Here is a 16,487-nt window from a genome sequence, read left to right on the forward strand (position 1 = left end):
GTTTGCACGTTTACTTTTTGGCTTTCATCGCAGACACTTAGTTTTAGTACAAAAAAGGATCGCCATGACGTTATCACATTCACAATTAAAGCTAGACCAAGTGTTTAATTACCTTGAACAGGTTTTATTAGGCAAACAAGAAAAAATTAAATTAGCGGTTACCTGTTTATTAGCAAATGGTCATTTACTCATTGAAGACTTACCTGGTATGGGAAAAACCACTCTTTCTCACGCTCTCGCCGATGTATTTGGATTAAATTATCAACGTAGCCAGTTCACTTCGGACATGCTACCAGCAGACGTTATTGGCGTATCTATTTTTGACCAGTCTAAACAGTCCTTCACTTTTCATCAGGGACCTATTTTTTCACAGCTATTATTGGCCGATGAGATAAACAGAGCCAACCCTAAAACCCAAAGTGCCTTGTTAGAAGCAATGGAAGAACGCCAAGTTAGCGTAGACGGAACAACGTATGCACTGCCGCGCCCACACTTTGTTATTGCGACACAAAACCCAACGCATCAAAGCGGTACTTATCCGCTTCCAGAGTCGCAATTAGATCGATTTTTAATGTGTTTAGAAATTGGATATCCACCAGCAGAAGCTGAGTATAAATTGCTGAAAGGAGCAAGTTCGCGGGAAACAAAAATTCAACAGCCATTGCTCTCTATTGACGATTTGCTCGACCTGCAAAAAACCGTTCACAATGTCCATAAATCCGATAAAGTAATTCACTACGTTATGAGGTTGCTCGCCTATTCTCGTTCTGAAGGACAGTTTCCTAATGCTCTTTCACCTAGAGCAGGCGTAGCGCTTATGACAGCAGCACAAGCTTTTGCACTGGTCTCCAACCGAGACTTTGTGACTCCAGAAGACGTGCAGGCTGTATTCCCTTATGTTGCCGAGCATAGACTGAGAGCAGGACGAGGTACATTGTTAAACAGTACCTTTAGTCAGAAAATATTAGAGACTGTAGCAGTACATGGCGATAGTTGAGAATCGGCTAAAAGCTTGGATAAAAAGGCGGTTTGAGCCTTCCAATACATTAAAGCTTGGTCATAAAAACATTTTTATCTTGCCAAACATTGCTGGCATCTGGTTACTGCTGTGCCTGTTGATTTTATTTGTGTTAGGCACAAATTATCAAAACAATCCCATTTTACTGCTTTGCTTTTTTTTATTGAGCTTTGTTATTTACATCATTCATAGTGGTTTTAATAACTTAAATGGTCTTTCAATCAAGCTACTGCCGGTCTCTAATATTTATGTAAACCAAGAACTGTTGCTTAGGTTTGAAATCACAAGCGCTATTTCTAATTCAAATGCCAGTGCCAGTGCGAAAGGTAACCACCTAAACGCAGTAATTGATAAGAAGGTTTATCGCCTAAAAAGAGAAAGTAAAAACAGTAACATTTGGATCCTTGCCCTAAAGCCTGAGCAACGTGGGCGATATTCATTGCCTTTGATTCAATTAAGATCAGAGTATCCATTTGGCCTTATTAAAGCGTGGAGTTACTTTAGAGCAGACTTGTCCTATTTAGTTTACCCAAACCCCATTGCCTCAAACTGGCAACTAGAACTAAAAGAAGTTAACGAGACTGGCGATACAGAGATAGAAAGCACTAGCCCAACGTTAGGTGAGCGAAACTTTGATGGAATTAAGCCTTATTTGCCGGGTGCGCCACTTTCAAACGTAGCCTGGAAACAAGTTGCCAAACAACCAGACTCCCCATTACTACTCAAGTCTTTTGAATCGCCTGTCACCGTACCCGTCAGTTTGTCTTTTGATTCTGTACCAGCACAAATAGCAGAAACCGCGATTAGTCAGCTAACCTCGGCGTGCCTAGAACTGCATGATGACAGTAGACCATTTGGGTTAGATTTGTCTCGAGGCAGTCATATTTCCTCTCACATTAACGTTGGCTCTGGTACAGAGCACCTAAAACTCTGCCTTGAAGCTTTGGCTACCTGCAAATGAGTCGCTTTTATCGCTTTCCAACATTAGCACTGGCCATATTCGGCTGTAATTTAATACTTTGTATTGTGTTATTAAATGAAGCGTTACTGTGGCAAACCATTACGCTTGCCAGTTTATTGTTGGTGTTTAAAACCGTATTTCTTAGTTCTGCGCCTGCTAAGGTAGAGAGCCTTCACTCAAATTGGATTAAAAACATTGGCGCAATATTATTAGCACTCGTGGTTTTGCCCGAACTAGGCTCGGCAGGCCTACTTAACAGCATGGTAAATTTATTGTTTTCTGGCGCAGTGATGTGGTGGTTTACCGCCAACCATCACCGCACAGCTTGGGGCATGCAGTTACTTATTGGAATAACCCTTCTGGCTTCCGTATCACTAATTTACCAACAGTCATTAGAATATGCGCTGCTGGTTTTTATCACGATTTCAGCCAGTATTGTTGGCTTGTATCAAATTCAGCAATTTGAATATCGCGCAACAAATAATTCACCAAATCACGTAATTAACAACTCAACAAATAGCCTCGAAAAAAACGATGCAGGTATTTTCACCAGCGACTCGTCTAGTAATACGAGCAAGCAGGAGAACGCTTACTTGCCGCCACACTTTTTCACTATGACAGTAGTTTGTTTACTTGGCGCTACAGTGATGTTTGTTGTTATGCCTTCGTTAAGTCCATTCTGGAAATTACCACAACAGAAAGTCACGCCAACCGGTATTAGTGACTCCATGACGCCCGGCGATATTGCTAATGTTGCTAAGTCGTCAAGACTCGCTTTTAGAGCCGAATTCAGCGGAGACAAAAAACCTCCTCACGCAGAATTATATTGGCGCGTATTAACCATGGAAGAATTTAATGGTAAAACTTGGCGGCAAAGTGACTCTAAAAAGTGGACTCAAAATAAACAGGCTAAGACTCTTAACAGCTTTTTGGTTAATACCAGTACACAAGCTTGGGGCGAAAAAGCAACTCTAGGCAACTACTCTATTGTAGCGGAGCCTAACCAACAAACATGGATATATAGCCTAGGAACAAGTACTAGTGATGACTCCAACATTTACCTTACTCTTGATAATCGACTAATTAGAAATACCAAAGTCACTCAGCGCATTAAGTACTCAGCCACTCAGTATTCACAATACAATAAAAATGCTTTAGCTCTGACACAAGAAGATATTGCCAACAATGTTAAGCTTCCATCTTTTGGCCTAAGCCGAACACAAGTATTGTCTGATGAGCTTTGGCAACAGGCCAAGGGCGATGCGGAACGTTATAACCGCGTTATTCTTGAGTATTTGGCCACATCTGGTTTTCAGTATTCACTTAGTCCACCAACTTTATCCGGCGATCATATTGATAACTTTTTATTTGATGTAAAAGTCGGTTTTTGTGCTCATTTTGCTAGCGCACATGCCGTATTGTTAAGGTTAAAAAACATTCCTGCCCGAATAGTCACTGGCTACCATGGTGGCGAATATAACCCGAACGGTAACTATTTTAATATTTATGACAGTAGTGCGCACGCTTGGGTAGAGTTTTCATCGGACAATAAACAGTGGCAACACGCGGATCCTACTTCTGTGGTATCGCCGTTGAGGATCAGCGAAGGTTTAGAACAAGCGCTCAACGTTTTTGATGAAACCACTGATTCCAATTTGAATATTGTTAAACAAACGCCTTGGTTAAATACACTAAGGCAACATCTGCAGTCGTTAGATTACTATTGGACCGTATTTGTTTTAGACTTTGACCAACAGAAGCGTGACAATTTAATTTCATCTCTAGTGGCTAAACTTTCTTTTATGAAAGTAGCAATACTCGTCGTCACAATCGGCGTTTTATTAGGTAGTTGGTACTTATTCATTATCATTAAAAACAAACCCAAACTGCCCACCTCACAAAAACTATTAAAACGCCTTTATCTGCGCTTAGCTCGTTCAGAGTCTCGGACAGCTCTTAACAAAAATGCCGATACTAAAGGTAATTATAGAAATTGGTATGCCAACCAAAACTTAACGCTGGCTCAACACCAAGTTTTACTCCAAAGTTTGTATCCACACCGCTCGGAGGACGTTGTTAGCATTATAAAAACAATCAGTATTTTTCTTTATTCCAAAAATTCTTCAGGAAGTTACAAGGATGTCTGTAACAAAATTGACTTAATTTGATCAAGTCAGTGTTTATGCGACATTAAGCTCTACCAATAAGATTAAAAACTCCACTTTTAGCTCTCATTCATGTTCCAAAACCTGAGTTCTGTAACCAAAGCGTCATCTTGCTTTCTTAAATCTGTCATTTTGTTTCAGTAGATTGTGCCGCAGTTATTACAGATTAACCCCTAAAAAAACCTAATTTTAATAATACAGTTCGACTTTCGGAGAGCAAAATGGAACTTAAAAACATCTTTCGCATTTCACTAGTAGCAGCAGCCGTTTCTTTAACCGCTTGTGGTGGCGACATTAACATTACCCCTACAGTAAACGACAACAGCACAATAACTGACAACAGCGTAAATGACTCAAACAACGTTGCGGCTCCTGAGCCAGTTGTTGAAGTAGAATGTGCAAGTTACGAATCATCAGTTGGCACCGTAGAAGGTGTTCAGTCAGGTGATGACTGTGTTTACAACGACTCTTTTGCAAGCAAAAATATTTCTATCACTTCAAACATTACTTTTGAAGCACTACCAAATGACGGTGTTCACGTATTTGATAACGCACTTCAAATTGGTGAAGATGGCGATACAACATCAGGTTTCAGCGTTCCGGCAAACGGCCCAACAATGACAGTTAAACCTGGTGCCACATTAGCGTTCAAATCAGGTGAAGCAATTATTCGTATTGCTCGTGGTGCTAAAATCCAAGCGATTGGTACTATCGATGCGCCTATCGTATTTACTTCTGCTAACGCTTTCCCTCGCTTAGACGATGCTGGCCAAGGCGCACAGTTTGCAGACTGGGGCGGAATCATTATTAACGGTAACGGTATCACTGACCAATGTACTGATGCAGAGCGCGCTGCGGTAACTTGTAATGTAGCCTCAGAGGGCATTACTTCTTACTTTGGCGGTAATGACAACACTGACTCAAGCGGCTCTATAAAGTATGCAAAAGTTTGGTATGCCGGCTCAGGTCCTCGTGTAGGTGGCCCTGGTGATGACTTAAACTCGTTAACACTTAATGCGGTTGGTTCAGGCTCTTCTTTTGATTACATTCACATTCACCAAGGTTTTGATGACGGCATCGAGATTTTTGGTGGCGCAACAACACTGTCACACGTTGCTGTAACCGATACTCAGGATGATTCATTTGATTTTGATGCAGGTTGGCAAGGTTCTGCTGAATTCTTATTTGTTAAACACGGCACAGTAAATACTCGTGACGGACAAGTTGCAAATATGGGTAACAACGGTTTTGAAACGGATGGCGAAAAAGGCGATACGTCGGCTGAAGCACCAGTAACCAACCCAACTATTTCTAACGTGACAATTATCACAACAGACGCTAACTCAGTACGTGATGATGACCCGTCGCAAGCATTTACATTCGATGATTCAATTAAATCTATGTACAAAAATGTATTAATCGTTAAAGAAGTTGGTGCGAATTCATCATGTGTTAAACACAAGGCTGACGGTGAGAAAAATGCCGATGCTATCACATTTAGTGGTTCTGTAATGGCTTGTGCGTCTGAATTTGAGGGTGAAGCAACATTTGGTGCAAGCGCACCTGCAGCACTGCAAGGCACAGCTAAAACAGTTTGGTTTGATAACGGTGGTGTTAACCAACGTATCGCAGCAAACTCAGACGTATTAGCGGCTGATGGTTTTGCAACAAACACGAGCTCAACGGCTATTACAGTAGCAGCGGATGCAACTGGTGCAGCAAACTTCATTGGTGCGGTATCAGACCAAGACACAACATCTAATTGGTACAAGTGGGTTGAAATGGCAGTAACCGCTGCTTCTAACGACTAATCACTTGATTAATTAAATGGGCGCCTTGGGAACGGAAATCTTCTACAGGCGCCTTTTTGTTGATGACCCAATTAGGATTCAAACATGTTAAATCGACGCAAGCTCAAAACCATCAGTGCAGCGGTCACGCTTGGTTTATTGGCACAAGCCAATATAGCCATCGCAGCCGATGAGGATGAAATAGAAGAGGTTGTTGCCGTTGGTACTCGTCTACAAGGCAGTGCAGCAGCAGTAATCGAAGAACGACGTGGACAAGCATTTGTAGCCGATATTTTAGGTGCGGAGCAATTATCTCGCACTGGCGATAGTGACGCTGCTTCTGCTCTTCGCCGAGTAACAGGCCTTACACTCGTAGACGGTAAATTTATTTATGTTCGAGGACTAGGTGAACGTTATTCAAGCGCACGTTTAAATGGCGCGACTATTCCGTCGCCAGACTTAACCAGAAACGTAGTACCACTAGATATTTTCCCATCTAGTATTATTGAAAGCCTTTCGGTTCAAAAAGCCTATTCGCCATCTATGCCAGCGGCATTTGGTGGTGGTGCGATAAATATTAGAACTAAAACGGTACCAAAAGAATTTACCGCCGGCATTGAAGTTGGCGCTAGCTACGACTCATCAGCGGATAATGGATTTACTTACAACCGTGATGAATCAGGTATATCTGGCAATCTAAAAGAAGCCATTTCTTTTTACCGTGGTGACTTTGATACCGCTTCAATCGTAAATAAAAACGGTTTGGTTTCTGACGATACAAGTTCTGCTGGTCAAAAAGCCAACTTGATTAACCAGGAACTATTAAAGTCTCTACCAAGAGAGATGGGCTTGACTAAGTCTTCGCTTGATCCTGCCTACAACATTAAAGGTCATATTGGTAATAGCTTTGTTTTAGAAGACTATGACGTTGAATTGGGCTTCTTAGCTTCAGTTGCCTATGACACAACTTGGGATGCATCGGAAAAACGTACAGCGGTTCTTTCAAAAGATTTTGCTGATAACTGTGCTAAAGAATTAAATACCTCTGATGACACTCAAAACTCTTGTTTTGAAACGATGAAAGACTCTGTTGAAACCACTGAGTCGGAGCGCATGAATGCGGTTCTTAATTTTGGTATCAAGTACGATGCGCATAGTGTGTCATTGTCTAACTTACTGTTAACAGACAGCGAAGATGAAACTGATGTTTCAATACAGCAAAGCCCAGGCGGCAGTTCAGTCTTTTCTATTGCGGGTGATGGTCGTGCAAACCGAAGCCATGACTTTAAGTATGAAGAACGTGAACTAAAAGTAACTCAGCTTGTTGGCCAACATACATTTGTAGATATGAGCGGAATAGGTTTTGATTGGCAATATACGCGTTCAAAAGCCACCACAGATATTCCGGTAAATGCGACGTATCGCTTTAGAGATAACTACGAAGGCGGCGAATATGCCAACTCTATTATCACTGGCGACCAAAACAGAGCCGTGTATTCATACACTGACATGGAAGACAGAGTAACGTCTTACGGCGGCAACTTTACCTTGCCTGTTTATGCTGGTGATTTTGAACTTGAATTTAAAGCCGGTTACGACTTCAGCGACCGCGCTAGAATTTATGAAACCTCTAGCTTTGCCGTTAATAACAACTCTGGTGTTGCCATTGAAATTAACGACGGTTCACAAGACCCTTTAACTAACAGCGAATACCTAACGGATGAATTTCTTGATGGGCAAAGTATTTTGTTGTCCTTTAATGAGCCAACCGCGCCTGACGCCGATGACTACTTAGCAGCTCAAAAGATTGATGCTGGTTACGGCGCTTTTGACATGATTTATCAAAATGCGTGGCGTGTTAGTGGTGGATTACGCTGGGAAGAATTTAAACAAAGCTCAATTGGTACTTCATCTCTAATTTTCACTCAAGAAGACTTAAACATCTTTTATGAAGATCAGAAAATTGCCGATGGTACTATTCAAGAAGATGACATCTTCCCTGCACTATCTTTCACTTACATGGGCGGTCAAAACTACCAAGTTCGCTTAGGTTATGGCGAAACTATTGTTCGTCCAGACTTACGTGAAGTTGTACCCGTATCTTACTTTGACCCATTAACGGATATCCGAACTTTTGGTCGAGTTGGCTTGCAAAGCAGCCCAATCAAAAACCTAGATTTACGTTATGAATACTATGGTGATGCCGGTGATAACTTCTCAATTGCTGCTTTTTATAAAGACATAGAAGCGCCGATTGAAACCGTGTTAAGAATTGGTGATGACGATTATTCAGCAACGTTCACAAACGGTGAAACTGCCGAGGTTTATGGTATTGAAGCAGAATGGTTATACGACCTAACGTCATTGTCTGACGGTTTATTTACCTCTGGTAACGTTACCTTGTCGGATTCTGAGGCTGAAATTGATCCTGCCTTTGCTGGCAACTTAACAAATCCCGTTAAGCGCATGACAGGTCATTCAGAGTATGTTGTTAACTTGCAGTTAAACTATGACTCTTCTGACGGCAACCACAGTGGTTCATTAGTGTATAACGTGTTTGGTGAGCGCATCTTGGCAGCAGGTGTAGCGGGCCGTGATGATGCTTATGAACAGCCATTCCATTCACTAGATATGGTTTATACATATTACCCAGACTTTAACTCTAAAATTAAATTTAAAATTAAAAACTTACTAAACGAAGATCAAGAAGTGACGCAGTCAGACATTGTGATCCGTGAAAAGGAAGTAGGTATGGGCATCAGTATTTCTTATACTTACGAATTTGATTAATGACGCTTTGAAGTTCAACTTTTAAAGTTATGAAAGCCACCTTACGGTGGCTTTTTTGTTGTCATATTATCGTCATAATACATTCACGTAGCAGTAACCTTTATGTCACATTAAGCCGCTTTAATTAGTTAACTTTAAATTAATAATATGTAGATCATGCAGACTTCTTCTCAGACCCGCGCAACTAACGCACCAGCTCGTTCTAATATTGAACCTAAGGTGGCCGTCGATGCCGCTTTGCATTCTGATCAATCTGTTGAACTTCAACAAGCACTCACACATTTGACGCAGTTGGTCCACCGACCTTCTGTGACACCTAATGATGCCGGTTGCCAACAATACATAACTAGAATATTGCAACAAGTTGGCTTTTCGATTGAGTCTTTTGAGAAACAAGGTGTTAGCAATCTCATAGCTAAAATAGGTAGTGGCCCGATAAGAGTTGCGTTTTCTGGCCATACCGACGTTGTGCCAGCACCTTACCCAGAAAACTGGTCGTCTGATCCTTTCACATTAGCAATTGATGGTGAAAAAATCACAGGTCGCGGCGTTGCAGATATGAAAGGCGGAATTGCAGCAATGTTAGCCGCCTTTGAAATGGTGGTTGCACACTTAGACTTTGACCAATTTACTTTTTATTTTTTAATAACAAGTGATGAAGAAGGCGAAGCGGAGTTTGGCACTCAAGAAATCATCGACAAATTAGAAAACCGTGGAGAGTTACCGCATTTATGTATTGTTGGAGAGCCAAGCAGTCAAACGGTGGTTGGCGATGTATTAAAAATAGGGCGTCGAGGTTCATTATCTGGGGAAATTACCATTCATGGCCAGCAGGGTCATGTTGCGTATCCAACCAACGCGAATAACGCAGCCCACAAGGCAATGACGTTAGGTAGTTGGTTAAGCAGTTTGTCATGGGATGAAGGCACTAAGGATTTTCCTGGCACTCATCTACAAATTACCGCCATTAATACCGGCGAATGGACAGACAATATAATCCCTGGTCGATGTACATTGCAGTTTAATGTTCGTTATAGTCATAAAGTCAGCCAAGAAGACATTGTGAAACGTATAAACGATGGCTTAATGCAATTAAAACAACTCACTAGCGATATCAATATCGAATGGTCCAGACCATGTTTGCCTTACTTAACTAGCGCAGAAAATATTGAGTCGCATCACTTTGCCAACGACATTGAGTCGACCAAATTACTGCAAGGTTTTGACTTAATTGTGGAAGCGGAAAAAGCTATCTTCAGTGAAGTGAGCATATTTCCTAGACTGTCAGTTTCGGGTGGTACTTCCGATGGCCGGTTTATTTCGAATAAAGGCGCACAGGTGGTTGAACTTGGATTGCCAAATCATAGTATCCATAAAACTAATGAACACATTCATAAACAAGACCTATTGAGCTTAACTAAAATTTATAAGCGCTTGTTATTAAATATGATGACAAAATAATCTAGCATTGCTAGGGTTAACAGCGATCTAAACCTTTGCAGTTCGCTTTTGGCGGTAAAGTTGTTAGCATCTCATTTAATAACAATAACTTAGGAAAAACACCATGCAACTTAATACCGAGCTTGTAAATAAAGCGATCGATATGGGCTTTGAATACGCCCCAAAACTAGGTTCAGCTATTTTAGTTTTAATCATTGGCCTGTTTGTCGTTAAACTATTGAGCAAAGGCTTTGAAAGCATGCTTAATAAAGGCAATACCGATGCGTCACTAAAACCATTCTTATGTGGCATCGTAAACATGCTACTCAAAGTGATGCTGTTTATTACTGTGCTTGGCATGATTGGCATCGAGATGACGTCCTTTATCGCTATTTTAGGTGCGGTTGGTTTAGCTGTTGGTATGGCGTTGTCCGGTACTCTGCAAAACTTTGCAGGCGGCGTAATGATATTAATTTTCAAGCCATACAAAGTCGGCGACTTCATTGAAGCTCAAGGTTACACAGGTACTGTTTCTCAAATTCAAATTTTCAACACTATTTTAAGAACGGGCGATTTCAAAACAATCATTATTCCAAATGGTTCACTAAACAACTCGTCAATGATTAACTACTCAAAAGAGCCTCGTAGACGTGTAGATTGGACGTTTGGTATTGCCTATGGCGATGATGCTGACGTTGCAAAACGTGTATTAAAAGAATTGTGTGACGCTGATGATCGTATTTTAAAAGATCCTGAAGTTTTCATCGCACTTCATACACTAGCTGATAGCTCAGTTAACTTTGTTGTACGTGCATGGGTAGATGCTGCAAATTACTGGCCTGTATACTTCGCGATGAACGAAAGCGTTTATAAAACCTTCCCTAAAGAAAACCTTAACATTCCATTTCCACAAATGGATGTACACGTTCATAAAACAGATGCGTAGTTAAATCTAGGTGCTTGTATAGACAAGCAGAGGTTAATATTAGTAACTCATTAACCCACTAATAACTAGACTAAAAGCGGCCCTTGGGTCGCTTTTTACATTTTTGTTACAACCACATTACATCTGACATAAAACTTTAACACTCCTGTCGTCTAACTGACATTTACTCTCAATAGAATTGCTGCATCTTGATTTGATGGAGTAGTTTAATGAAACGGTTCACTTTAGCAGTAATTACAGGCGCTTTAGCCTTAAACGCTGCCTTTGCTGCCCAAGCAGACGACCTTAAGCCGGTAATAAAAGCTGGAAAAGAGATATCTAAGCTAGCAGTGTCTTCTCAACAAAAAATTAATGGTATTGCCGAGCAAACTCAAACAAAGTTTCAGCAATACCAAATGGTCAACAAAGAAATTGAAGGCCTAAACATTTATAACGCACAACTTCAAAAGCAGCTTCAAAGTCAGTATGACGAAATGAAGTCTCTGAATGTCGATATCGACCGTGTTTCTGTTATTGAGCGTCAAATTACACCTCTCATGATTCGAATGATTGATGGCTTGCAGCAGTTTGTAGAGCTTGATGTGCCTTTCCTTCCAACCGAACGCGCTGAGCGTGTTGCTAATTTAAAAAACATGATGGACAGAGCCGATGTTGCGGTTTCAGAAAAGTTTCGTCGTGTATTAGAAGCCTACCAAGTTGAAATGGGATACGGCCGCAGCATAGAAGCGTACTCAGGCTTAATTAACGTTGAAGGCCAAGAACGTGATGTCGACTTCTTACGAATTGGTCGTGTAGCACTTATGTACATCACTCGTGACGGTTCAGTTGCTGGTGTATGGGACAACGAAGCAAAAAACTGGCAACCAGCTGAAGATGAGTTTCGTATGCACATCACAAAAGGCCTAAGAATGGCTAAAAAACAACTAGCTCCTGATTTATTGGTGATGCCAATAAAAGCAGCGCCATAACCACATAGTAAAATTAGAAAGGTTTATACAAAATGATTAACTTATTTAAACCAACTTTGTTGGCTATATTAGGCGCCGGATTAGCCTTTTCAGTAAGTGCTCAAGCTGCACCAGCGGCTTTAAATTTAGATCAACTATTACAACAACTTGAGAAAGGTAAGCTAAATCAAACTCAAGAAAACAAAAACCGCGAAGCGCGCTTTAATGCAGAAAAAGAAGCGCAAACTGGTTTACTAAATCAAGCAAATAAAGAGAAAAGCGATGCATTAGCATTGTCTGAAAAGCTTGAAACAGAATTTGAACAAAATGAATTTAAGCTGGCTGATGTTTCTGAAGCTCTGAATAAACGCATGGGCTCTCTTAAAGAGTTGTTTGGTGTGTTACAGCAAGTGTCTGGTGATACTGCAGGGAAACTAAAGAGCTCTAACGTTTCTGCTCAATTCCCAGGTAGAGATGTATTTTTTGAAGAGCTAGCTCAAAGCATGGGTGGCTCTTCAAAGCTAGCCTCTATTGAGCAAATTGAACAAGTATGGTTTGAACTTCAAAAAGAAATGACAGAACAAGGCAAAGTGGTTCGCTTTGAAACGGATGTTGTTGAAGCTGGCGGCGCTAAAGTATCTAAAGAGGTGGTTCGTATTGGTGCTTTTGCTCTTGTTGCTGACGGTAAATACCTCACGGTTTCACCAACAACAGGTACAGTTGCAGAGCTTGTTCGCCAACCAACAGGACGCTTTACTGATACTGCAGCTGAACTGCAATCTTCAAACAACGAAGTCGTTCCTTTTGCACTAGACCCTACCGGTGGTTCAATACTAAACCTTTTAGTTCAAGCGCCTAGCACTAAAGAACGTGTAGACCAAGGCGGTACCGTTGGTTATATCATTATTGGTATTGGTTTAATCGCTTTCTTAATTGCATTTGAGCGTTTTGTGTCACTTAGCCTAATCAGCGCAAAGGTTAAACGCCAAATGAAAACCGATACACCTAAAGATGACAATCCACTGGGCCGTATCTTAAAAGTTAAAGATCAATATCCGCATGTTTCATTCGATACCTTAGAGCTTAAATTGAGCGAAGCTATTCTGCGCGAGATGCCAAAGATCACTCGTAATCTTACCTTGGTAAAAATCGTTTCAGTTATTGCTCCGTTGTTAGGTCTACTAGGTACAGTAACCGGCATGATTAAAACATTCCAAGCAATCACTTTGTTTGGTACTGGCGACCCGAAATTAATGGCTGGCGGTATCTCAACAGCGCTTATGACTACTGTACTCGGCCTTGTTGTTGCTATCCCAACGGTTGTTTTGTCTACCATGTTGAATACGCGCAGTAAAAGTATCTTGTTTGTACTACAAGAACAGAGTGCCGGCATTATTGCTGAGCGTTCTGAAAAGCAATCTAACGCTGAGTCTAAACCGTCTACTTCATCGACGAGTGACAAACTGTAACGTATCGCAACCAAGGAGTGCACTGTGTTGTTTTTCACAGAGACCTTAGAAGCAATTAGAGAGTTTATGGACACGGGTGGCGTTGTTCTCAGCGCTATCGCAGCAATGATTTTTGTGATGTGGTTGTTAATTTTAGAGCGCGTTTTATACACGCTTAGCGGTTACAAACAATATCAAGGCGAATTAGTTCGTCGCTGGAAAACTCGAAGCGAAAGAGACTCATGGAATGCTGAGCAAATTAGACAAGCTTACATTGCCAGAGCAAAACAAAAATTAACGGTTAACTTGCCACTCATAGCAACGTTAGTTGCACTATGTCCACTAATGGGCTTGCTAGGCACGGTAACCGGAATGATTGAAGTATTTGATGTAATGGCGATTAGTGGCAGCGGCAACGCACGCTCAATGGCAAGTGGCGTATCAAAGGCCACGATTCCAACAATGGCTGGCATGGTTGGAGCATTATCAGGGGTCTTTGCTAACACATGGGTGCAACGCAAAACCAAACGTGAAATTGAACTATTAGAAGACCATTTGCCGATGGACCATTAAGGGTCCAGGCATTTGTTAGGAGAGTAAAATGAGAGCGCCATTAGCCAACTTAATGCAAGAAGAAGAACAAGAGAATATTGATTTAACACCTATGCTAGATGTTGTTTTTATCATGTTGATTTTCTTCATTGTTACCGCGTCTTTTGTAAAAGAAGCCGGTATTGACGTTAACCGACCTGAAGCCGCAACAGCTGTGAAGAAAGAAAGAGCCAGTATTTTGGTCGCCATTTCTGACAAAGGTGAAATTTGGATTAACAAACGACAAGTGGATGTTCGTGCTGTTCAAGCAAACATTGAGCGCCTAAAAGCGGAAAACCCACAAGGTTCTGTGGTGATTCAAGCGGATAAGAAGGCCACAACCGAAACGTTAATTAAGGTTATGGATGCCTCTAGAGCTGCGGGCGCATATGACGTCTCTATCGCGGCATTAGAAAGCTAGGAAAAGGTATTATGTTCATTCGTTTATTAACAGCCGTTGTGATTGCAGGAATTATTACAACCGCTTTATTTTACGGTATGCAGGCGCTTATTAAGTCTGGTGATTCGGCTATCACCGACCCAGCACAAGGCAGCGTTTTGGACTTTATTCGATTAAAGCCTGAAGAAACCGTACAAAAGAAAGATCGTAAACCGAAAAAGCCACCTCAACCGCAAGAGCCACCACCACCAATGGAGCAGCCTCAAATGTCTCCTGATATTGCCGATGCGGGCGACGCTGGTTTTGATTTTAGCGCAGATGTTGGTGGCGACATGGCTTTACAAAGTGGATTAGCACTTGAGTCAGGTGACGGTGAATATTTACCAATTGTCAAAGTATCGCCTGTATACCCTCGCAGAGCTTTACAGCGCGGTATTGAAGGCTACGTTATTGTTGAATTTGTGGTTGATAAAACCGGCGCAGTTAAGTCACCTACAGTGATAGAAGCAAACCCAGAGGGCTTGTTCAATAGAGCGGCTTTAGACGCAGCCCTTAAGTTTAAATATAAGCCTCGTGTAGTAAATGGCGAAGCAACAGAAGTAAGTGGCGTACAAAACCGCATTACTTTTGAAATTAACGGATAATTCGGAGCAGATACTGTGAAAACACTTATTACGTCCTCTCTCATCGCGACTAGTTTGCTTTTAGGCAGCTCATTTGTTGGTGTTGTACCTAATGTTGATTTTGCCAAAGCGCACGCCGAGCAAAAGCGAAAACGCACACCATCATTGAACTCACGAGTATATAGTCAGTTAGCAAGGGCACAACAACTTGCTGATGGTGGTGACGTCAAAGGTGGATTAGAGGTATTGGACTCAGTAAAAGCTAAATCCGGCAGTTTGAATAGCTACGAAACCGCTATGATGTATAACTTTTACGGGTTTATCTATTACAACGCAGAACAAATGACCGAGGCAATGGCAGCTTTTGAACAAGTTGTCGCGCAAGATCCAATTCCAGAGTCATTAGAAAAAAGTACGCTATTCTCGTTAGCACAACTTGCCATGGCCAACGAAGAGTACTCTAAAACCATCTCATTTTTAGAACGATGGGAAAGCATTAACGAAGGTGACATCCCTGTTAAGAACAATGTACTTAAAGCGCAGGCAAGTTATCAAGGCAAAGATTATCAAAACGCAGCTCAATATATTGACCTGGCATTAGCTGAAGCAAAAGAACAGGAAGTTGAGCCAAAAGAAAACTGGTTTGTGCTGCAACGTGCAGCATATTTCGAATTAAAACAGCCGAAAAAAGTAGCCTCAATTTTAGAAGAAATGGTACGCCGTTTTAACAAGCCTGAATATTGGGTACAGTTGGCTGGGATGTATGGTGAGATTGGCGCTGAAGACAAGCAACTGGCGGTATTAGAAGCTGCGTATCAGCAGGGCTATATTTCTAAGCAATCGGACTTTAGAAATCTTGCTCAAATATATTACTTCAACGGCCTTCCATATAAAGCGGCATCAGTAATGGAGCAGGGTATTAATCAAAAAGTACTTACAAAGAACGTTAAAAACGTTAAGTTTTTATCGCAAGCGTGGATAACCGCAAAAGAACTCGACAAGGCAGTTGAGACGTTGGAAGTACTTTCTACATTAGAAAATAATGGCACTGCCCACCAGCAAATAGCGGAAATCAGACTTCAACAGGGTAAATACAAAGATGTGATCGAAGCTGCATTTGAGGCTGAAAAGCGTGGTGATTTGCCAAATCCTGGTAATTTGTATCTAGCTTTAGGTATGGCGCACTTTAACTTAAAAGAGTTTGAAGCTGCCATTGAAGCATTGAACATGGCCAGTGAATACAAAAACGTACAACGAATGGCAACGCAATGGTTAAAGTTTGTTGAGAAAGAAAAATCAACAATGGAACAACTGGCCTTCAATTACTAGCCCTAAAAACTGGTAATTTACCAAGCGTTACTCACTAAA

The 16,487-nt window shown here is 41.3% G+C and carries 13 protein-coding genes; all 13 read left to right on the top strand.

Annotated features, from left to right (window positions below; all coding sequences use genetic code 11):
- Window positions 1-64 precede the first annotated feature (64 nt).
- Entirely contained in the window at window positions 65-997 is a 933-nt protein-coding gene (locus ABD009_RS12815; protein ID WP_343826019.1) for an AAA family ATPase, read from the top strand.
- Complete coding sequence (locus ABD009_RS12820; RefSeq protein ID WP_343826021.1) at window positions 984-1,979, top strand: DUF58 domain-containing protein; 996 nt, start codon at window positions 984-986, stop codon at window positions 1,977-1,979. Before ABD009_RS12815 ends, ABD009_RS12820 begins: the two co-directional genes overlap by 14 nt.
- Window positions 1,976-4,147 (top strand): transglutaminase TgpA family protein, encoded by a 2,172-nt coding sequence (locus ABD009_RS12825; RefSeq protein ID WP_343826023.1) that lies wholly within the window; start codon window positions 1,976-1,978, stop codon window positions 4,145-4,147. Before ABD009_RS12820 ends, ABD009_RS12825 begins: the two co-directional genes overlap by 4 nt.
- 218 nt (window positions 4,148-4,365) lie before the next feature.
- Window positions 4,366-5,955 (top strand): hypothetical protein, encoded by a 1,590-nt coding sequence (locus ABD009_RS12830; protein ID WP_343826025.1) that lies wholly within the window; start codon window positions 4,366-4,368, stop codon window positions 5,953-5,955.
- Window positions 5,956-6,039: 84 nt separating this feature from the next.
- The gene (locus ABD009_RS12835) at window positions 6,040-8,724 is read left to right on the top strand and encodes a TonB-dependent receptor plug domain-containing protein (protein ID WP_343826027.1); all 2,685 of its coding nucleotides are present in this window, start codon (window positions 6,040-6,042) and stop codon (window positions 8,722-8,724) included.
- A gap of 156 nt (window positions 8,725-8,880) precedes the next feature.
- On the top strand, window positions 8,881-10,185 hold the full coding sequence (gene dapE / locus ABD009_RS12840) for a succinyl-diaminopimelate desuccinylase (RefSeq protein WP_343826029.1): 1,305 nt from the start codon (window positions 8,881-8,883) through the stop codon (window positions 10,183-10,185).
- A 103-nt stretch (window positions 10,186-10,288) separates the two neighbouring features.
- A complete protein-coding gene (locus ABD009_RS12845; protein WP_155696980.1) occupies window positions 10,289-11,110 on the top strand; it encodes a mechanosensitive ion channel family protein in 822 nt (273 codons plus the stop codon).
- Window positions 11,111-11,319: 209 nt separating this feature from the next.
- Window positions 11,320-12,078 carry a DUF3450 domain-containing protein gene (locus ABD009_RS12850; RefSeq protein WP_343826032.1) on the top strand — a complete coding sequence of 253 codons (759 nt, stop codon included), beginning with the start codon at window positions 11,320-11,322 and terminating at the stop codon, window positions 12,076-12,078.
- A 35-nt stretch (window positions 12,079-12,113) separates the two neighbouring features.
- On the top strand, window positions 12,114-13,526 hold the full coding sequence (locus ABD009_RS12855) for a MotA/TolQ/ExbB proton channel family protein (RefSeq protein ID WP_343826084.1): 1,413 nt from the start codon (window positions 12,114-12,116) through the stop codon (window positions 13,524-13,526).
- 24 nt (window positions 13,527-13,550) lie between these two features.
- A complete protein-coding gene (locus ABD009_RS12860; protein ID WP_343826034.1) occupies window positions 13,551-14,078 on the top strand; it encodes a MotA/TolQ/ExbB proton channel family protein in 528 nt (175 codons plus the stop codon).
- Between the two features lie 28 nt (window positions 14,079-14,106).
- Window positions 14,107-14,517 (top strand): ExbD/TolR family protein, encoded by a 411-nt coding sequence (locus ABD009_RS12865; protein WP_343826036.1) that lies wholly within the window; start codon window positions 14,107-14,109, stop codon window positions 14,515-14,517.
- Window positions 14,518-14,528: 11 nt separating this feature from the next.
- The gene (locus ABD009_RS12870) at window positions 14,529-15,140 is read left to right on the top strand and encodes an energy transducer TonB (protein WP_155696975.1); all 612 of its coding nucleotides are present in this window, start codon (window positions 14,529-14,531) and stop codon (window positions 15,138-15,140) included.
- Between the two features lie 15 nt (window positions 15,141-15,155).
- Window positions 15,156-16,448, top strand: a complete 1,293-nt coding sequence (locus ABD009_RS12875; RefSeq protein ID WP_343826039.1) for a tetratricopeptide repeat protein — start codon at window positions 15,156-15,158, stop codon at window positions 16,446-16,448.
- The last annotated feature ends 39 nt before the right edge of the window (window positions 16,449-16,487 follow it).

The organism is Psychrosphaera haliotis, from assembly GCF_039523615.1.
GTDB classification, from domain to species: domain Bacteria; phylum Pseudomonadota; class Gammaproteobacteria; order Enterobacterales; family Alteromonadaceae; genus Psychrosphaera; species Psychrosphaera haliotis.

Bases quoted from the DNA above. Each gene is read 5' to 3' on its own strand.
- ABD009_RS12815 (WP_343826019.1), top strand. From the start codon at position 65: ATGACGTTATCACATTCACAATTAAAGCTAGACCAAGTGTTTAATTAC.
- ABD009_RS12820 (WP_343826021.1), top strand. From the start codon at position 984: ATGGCGATAGTTGAGAATCGGCTAAAAGCTTGGATAAAAAGGCGGTTT.
- ABD009_RS12825 (WP_343826023.1), top strand. From the start codon at position 1,976: ATGAGTCGCTTTTATCGCTTTCCAACATTAGCACTGGCCATATTCGGC.
- ABD009_RS12830 (WP_343826025.1), top strand. From the start codon at position 4,366: ATGGAACTTAAAAACATCTTTCGCATTTCACTAGTAGCAGCAGCCGTT.
- ABD009_RS12835 (WP_343826027.1), top strand. From the start codon at position 6,040: ATGTTAAATCGACGCAAGCTCAAAACCATCAGTGCAGCGGTCACGCTT.
- dapE (WP_343826029.1), top strand. From the start codon at position 8,881: ATGCAGACTTCTTCTCAGACCCGCGCAACTAACGCACCAGCTCGTTCT.
- ABD009_RS12845 (WP_155696980.1), top strand. From the start codon at position 10,289: ATGCAACTTAATACCGAGCTTGTAAATAAAGCGATCGATATGGGCTTT.
- ABD009_RS12850 (WP_343826032.1), top strand. From the start codon at position 11,320: ATGAAACGGTTCACTTTAGCAGTAATTACAGGCGCTTTAGCCTTAAAC.
- ABD009_RS12865 (WP_343826036.1), top strand. From the start codon at position 14,107: ATGAGAGCGCCATTAGCCAACTTAATGCAAGAAGAAGAACAAGAGAAT.
- ABD009_RS12870 (WP_155696975.1), top strand. From the start codon at position 14,529: ATGTTCATTCGTTTATTAACAGCCGTTGTGATTGCAGGAATTATTACA.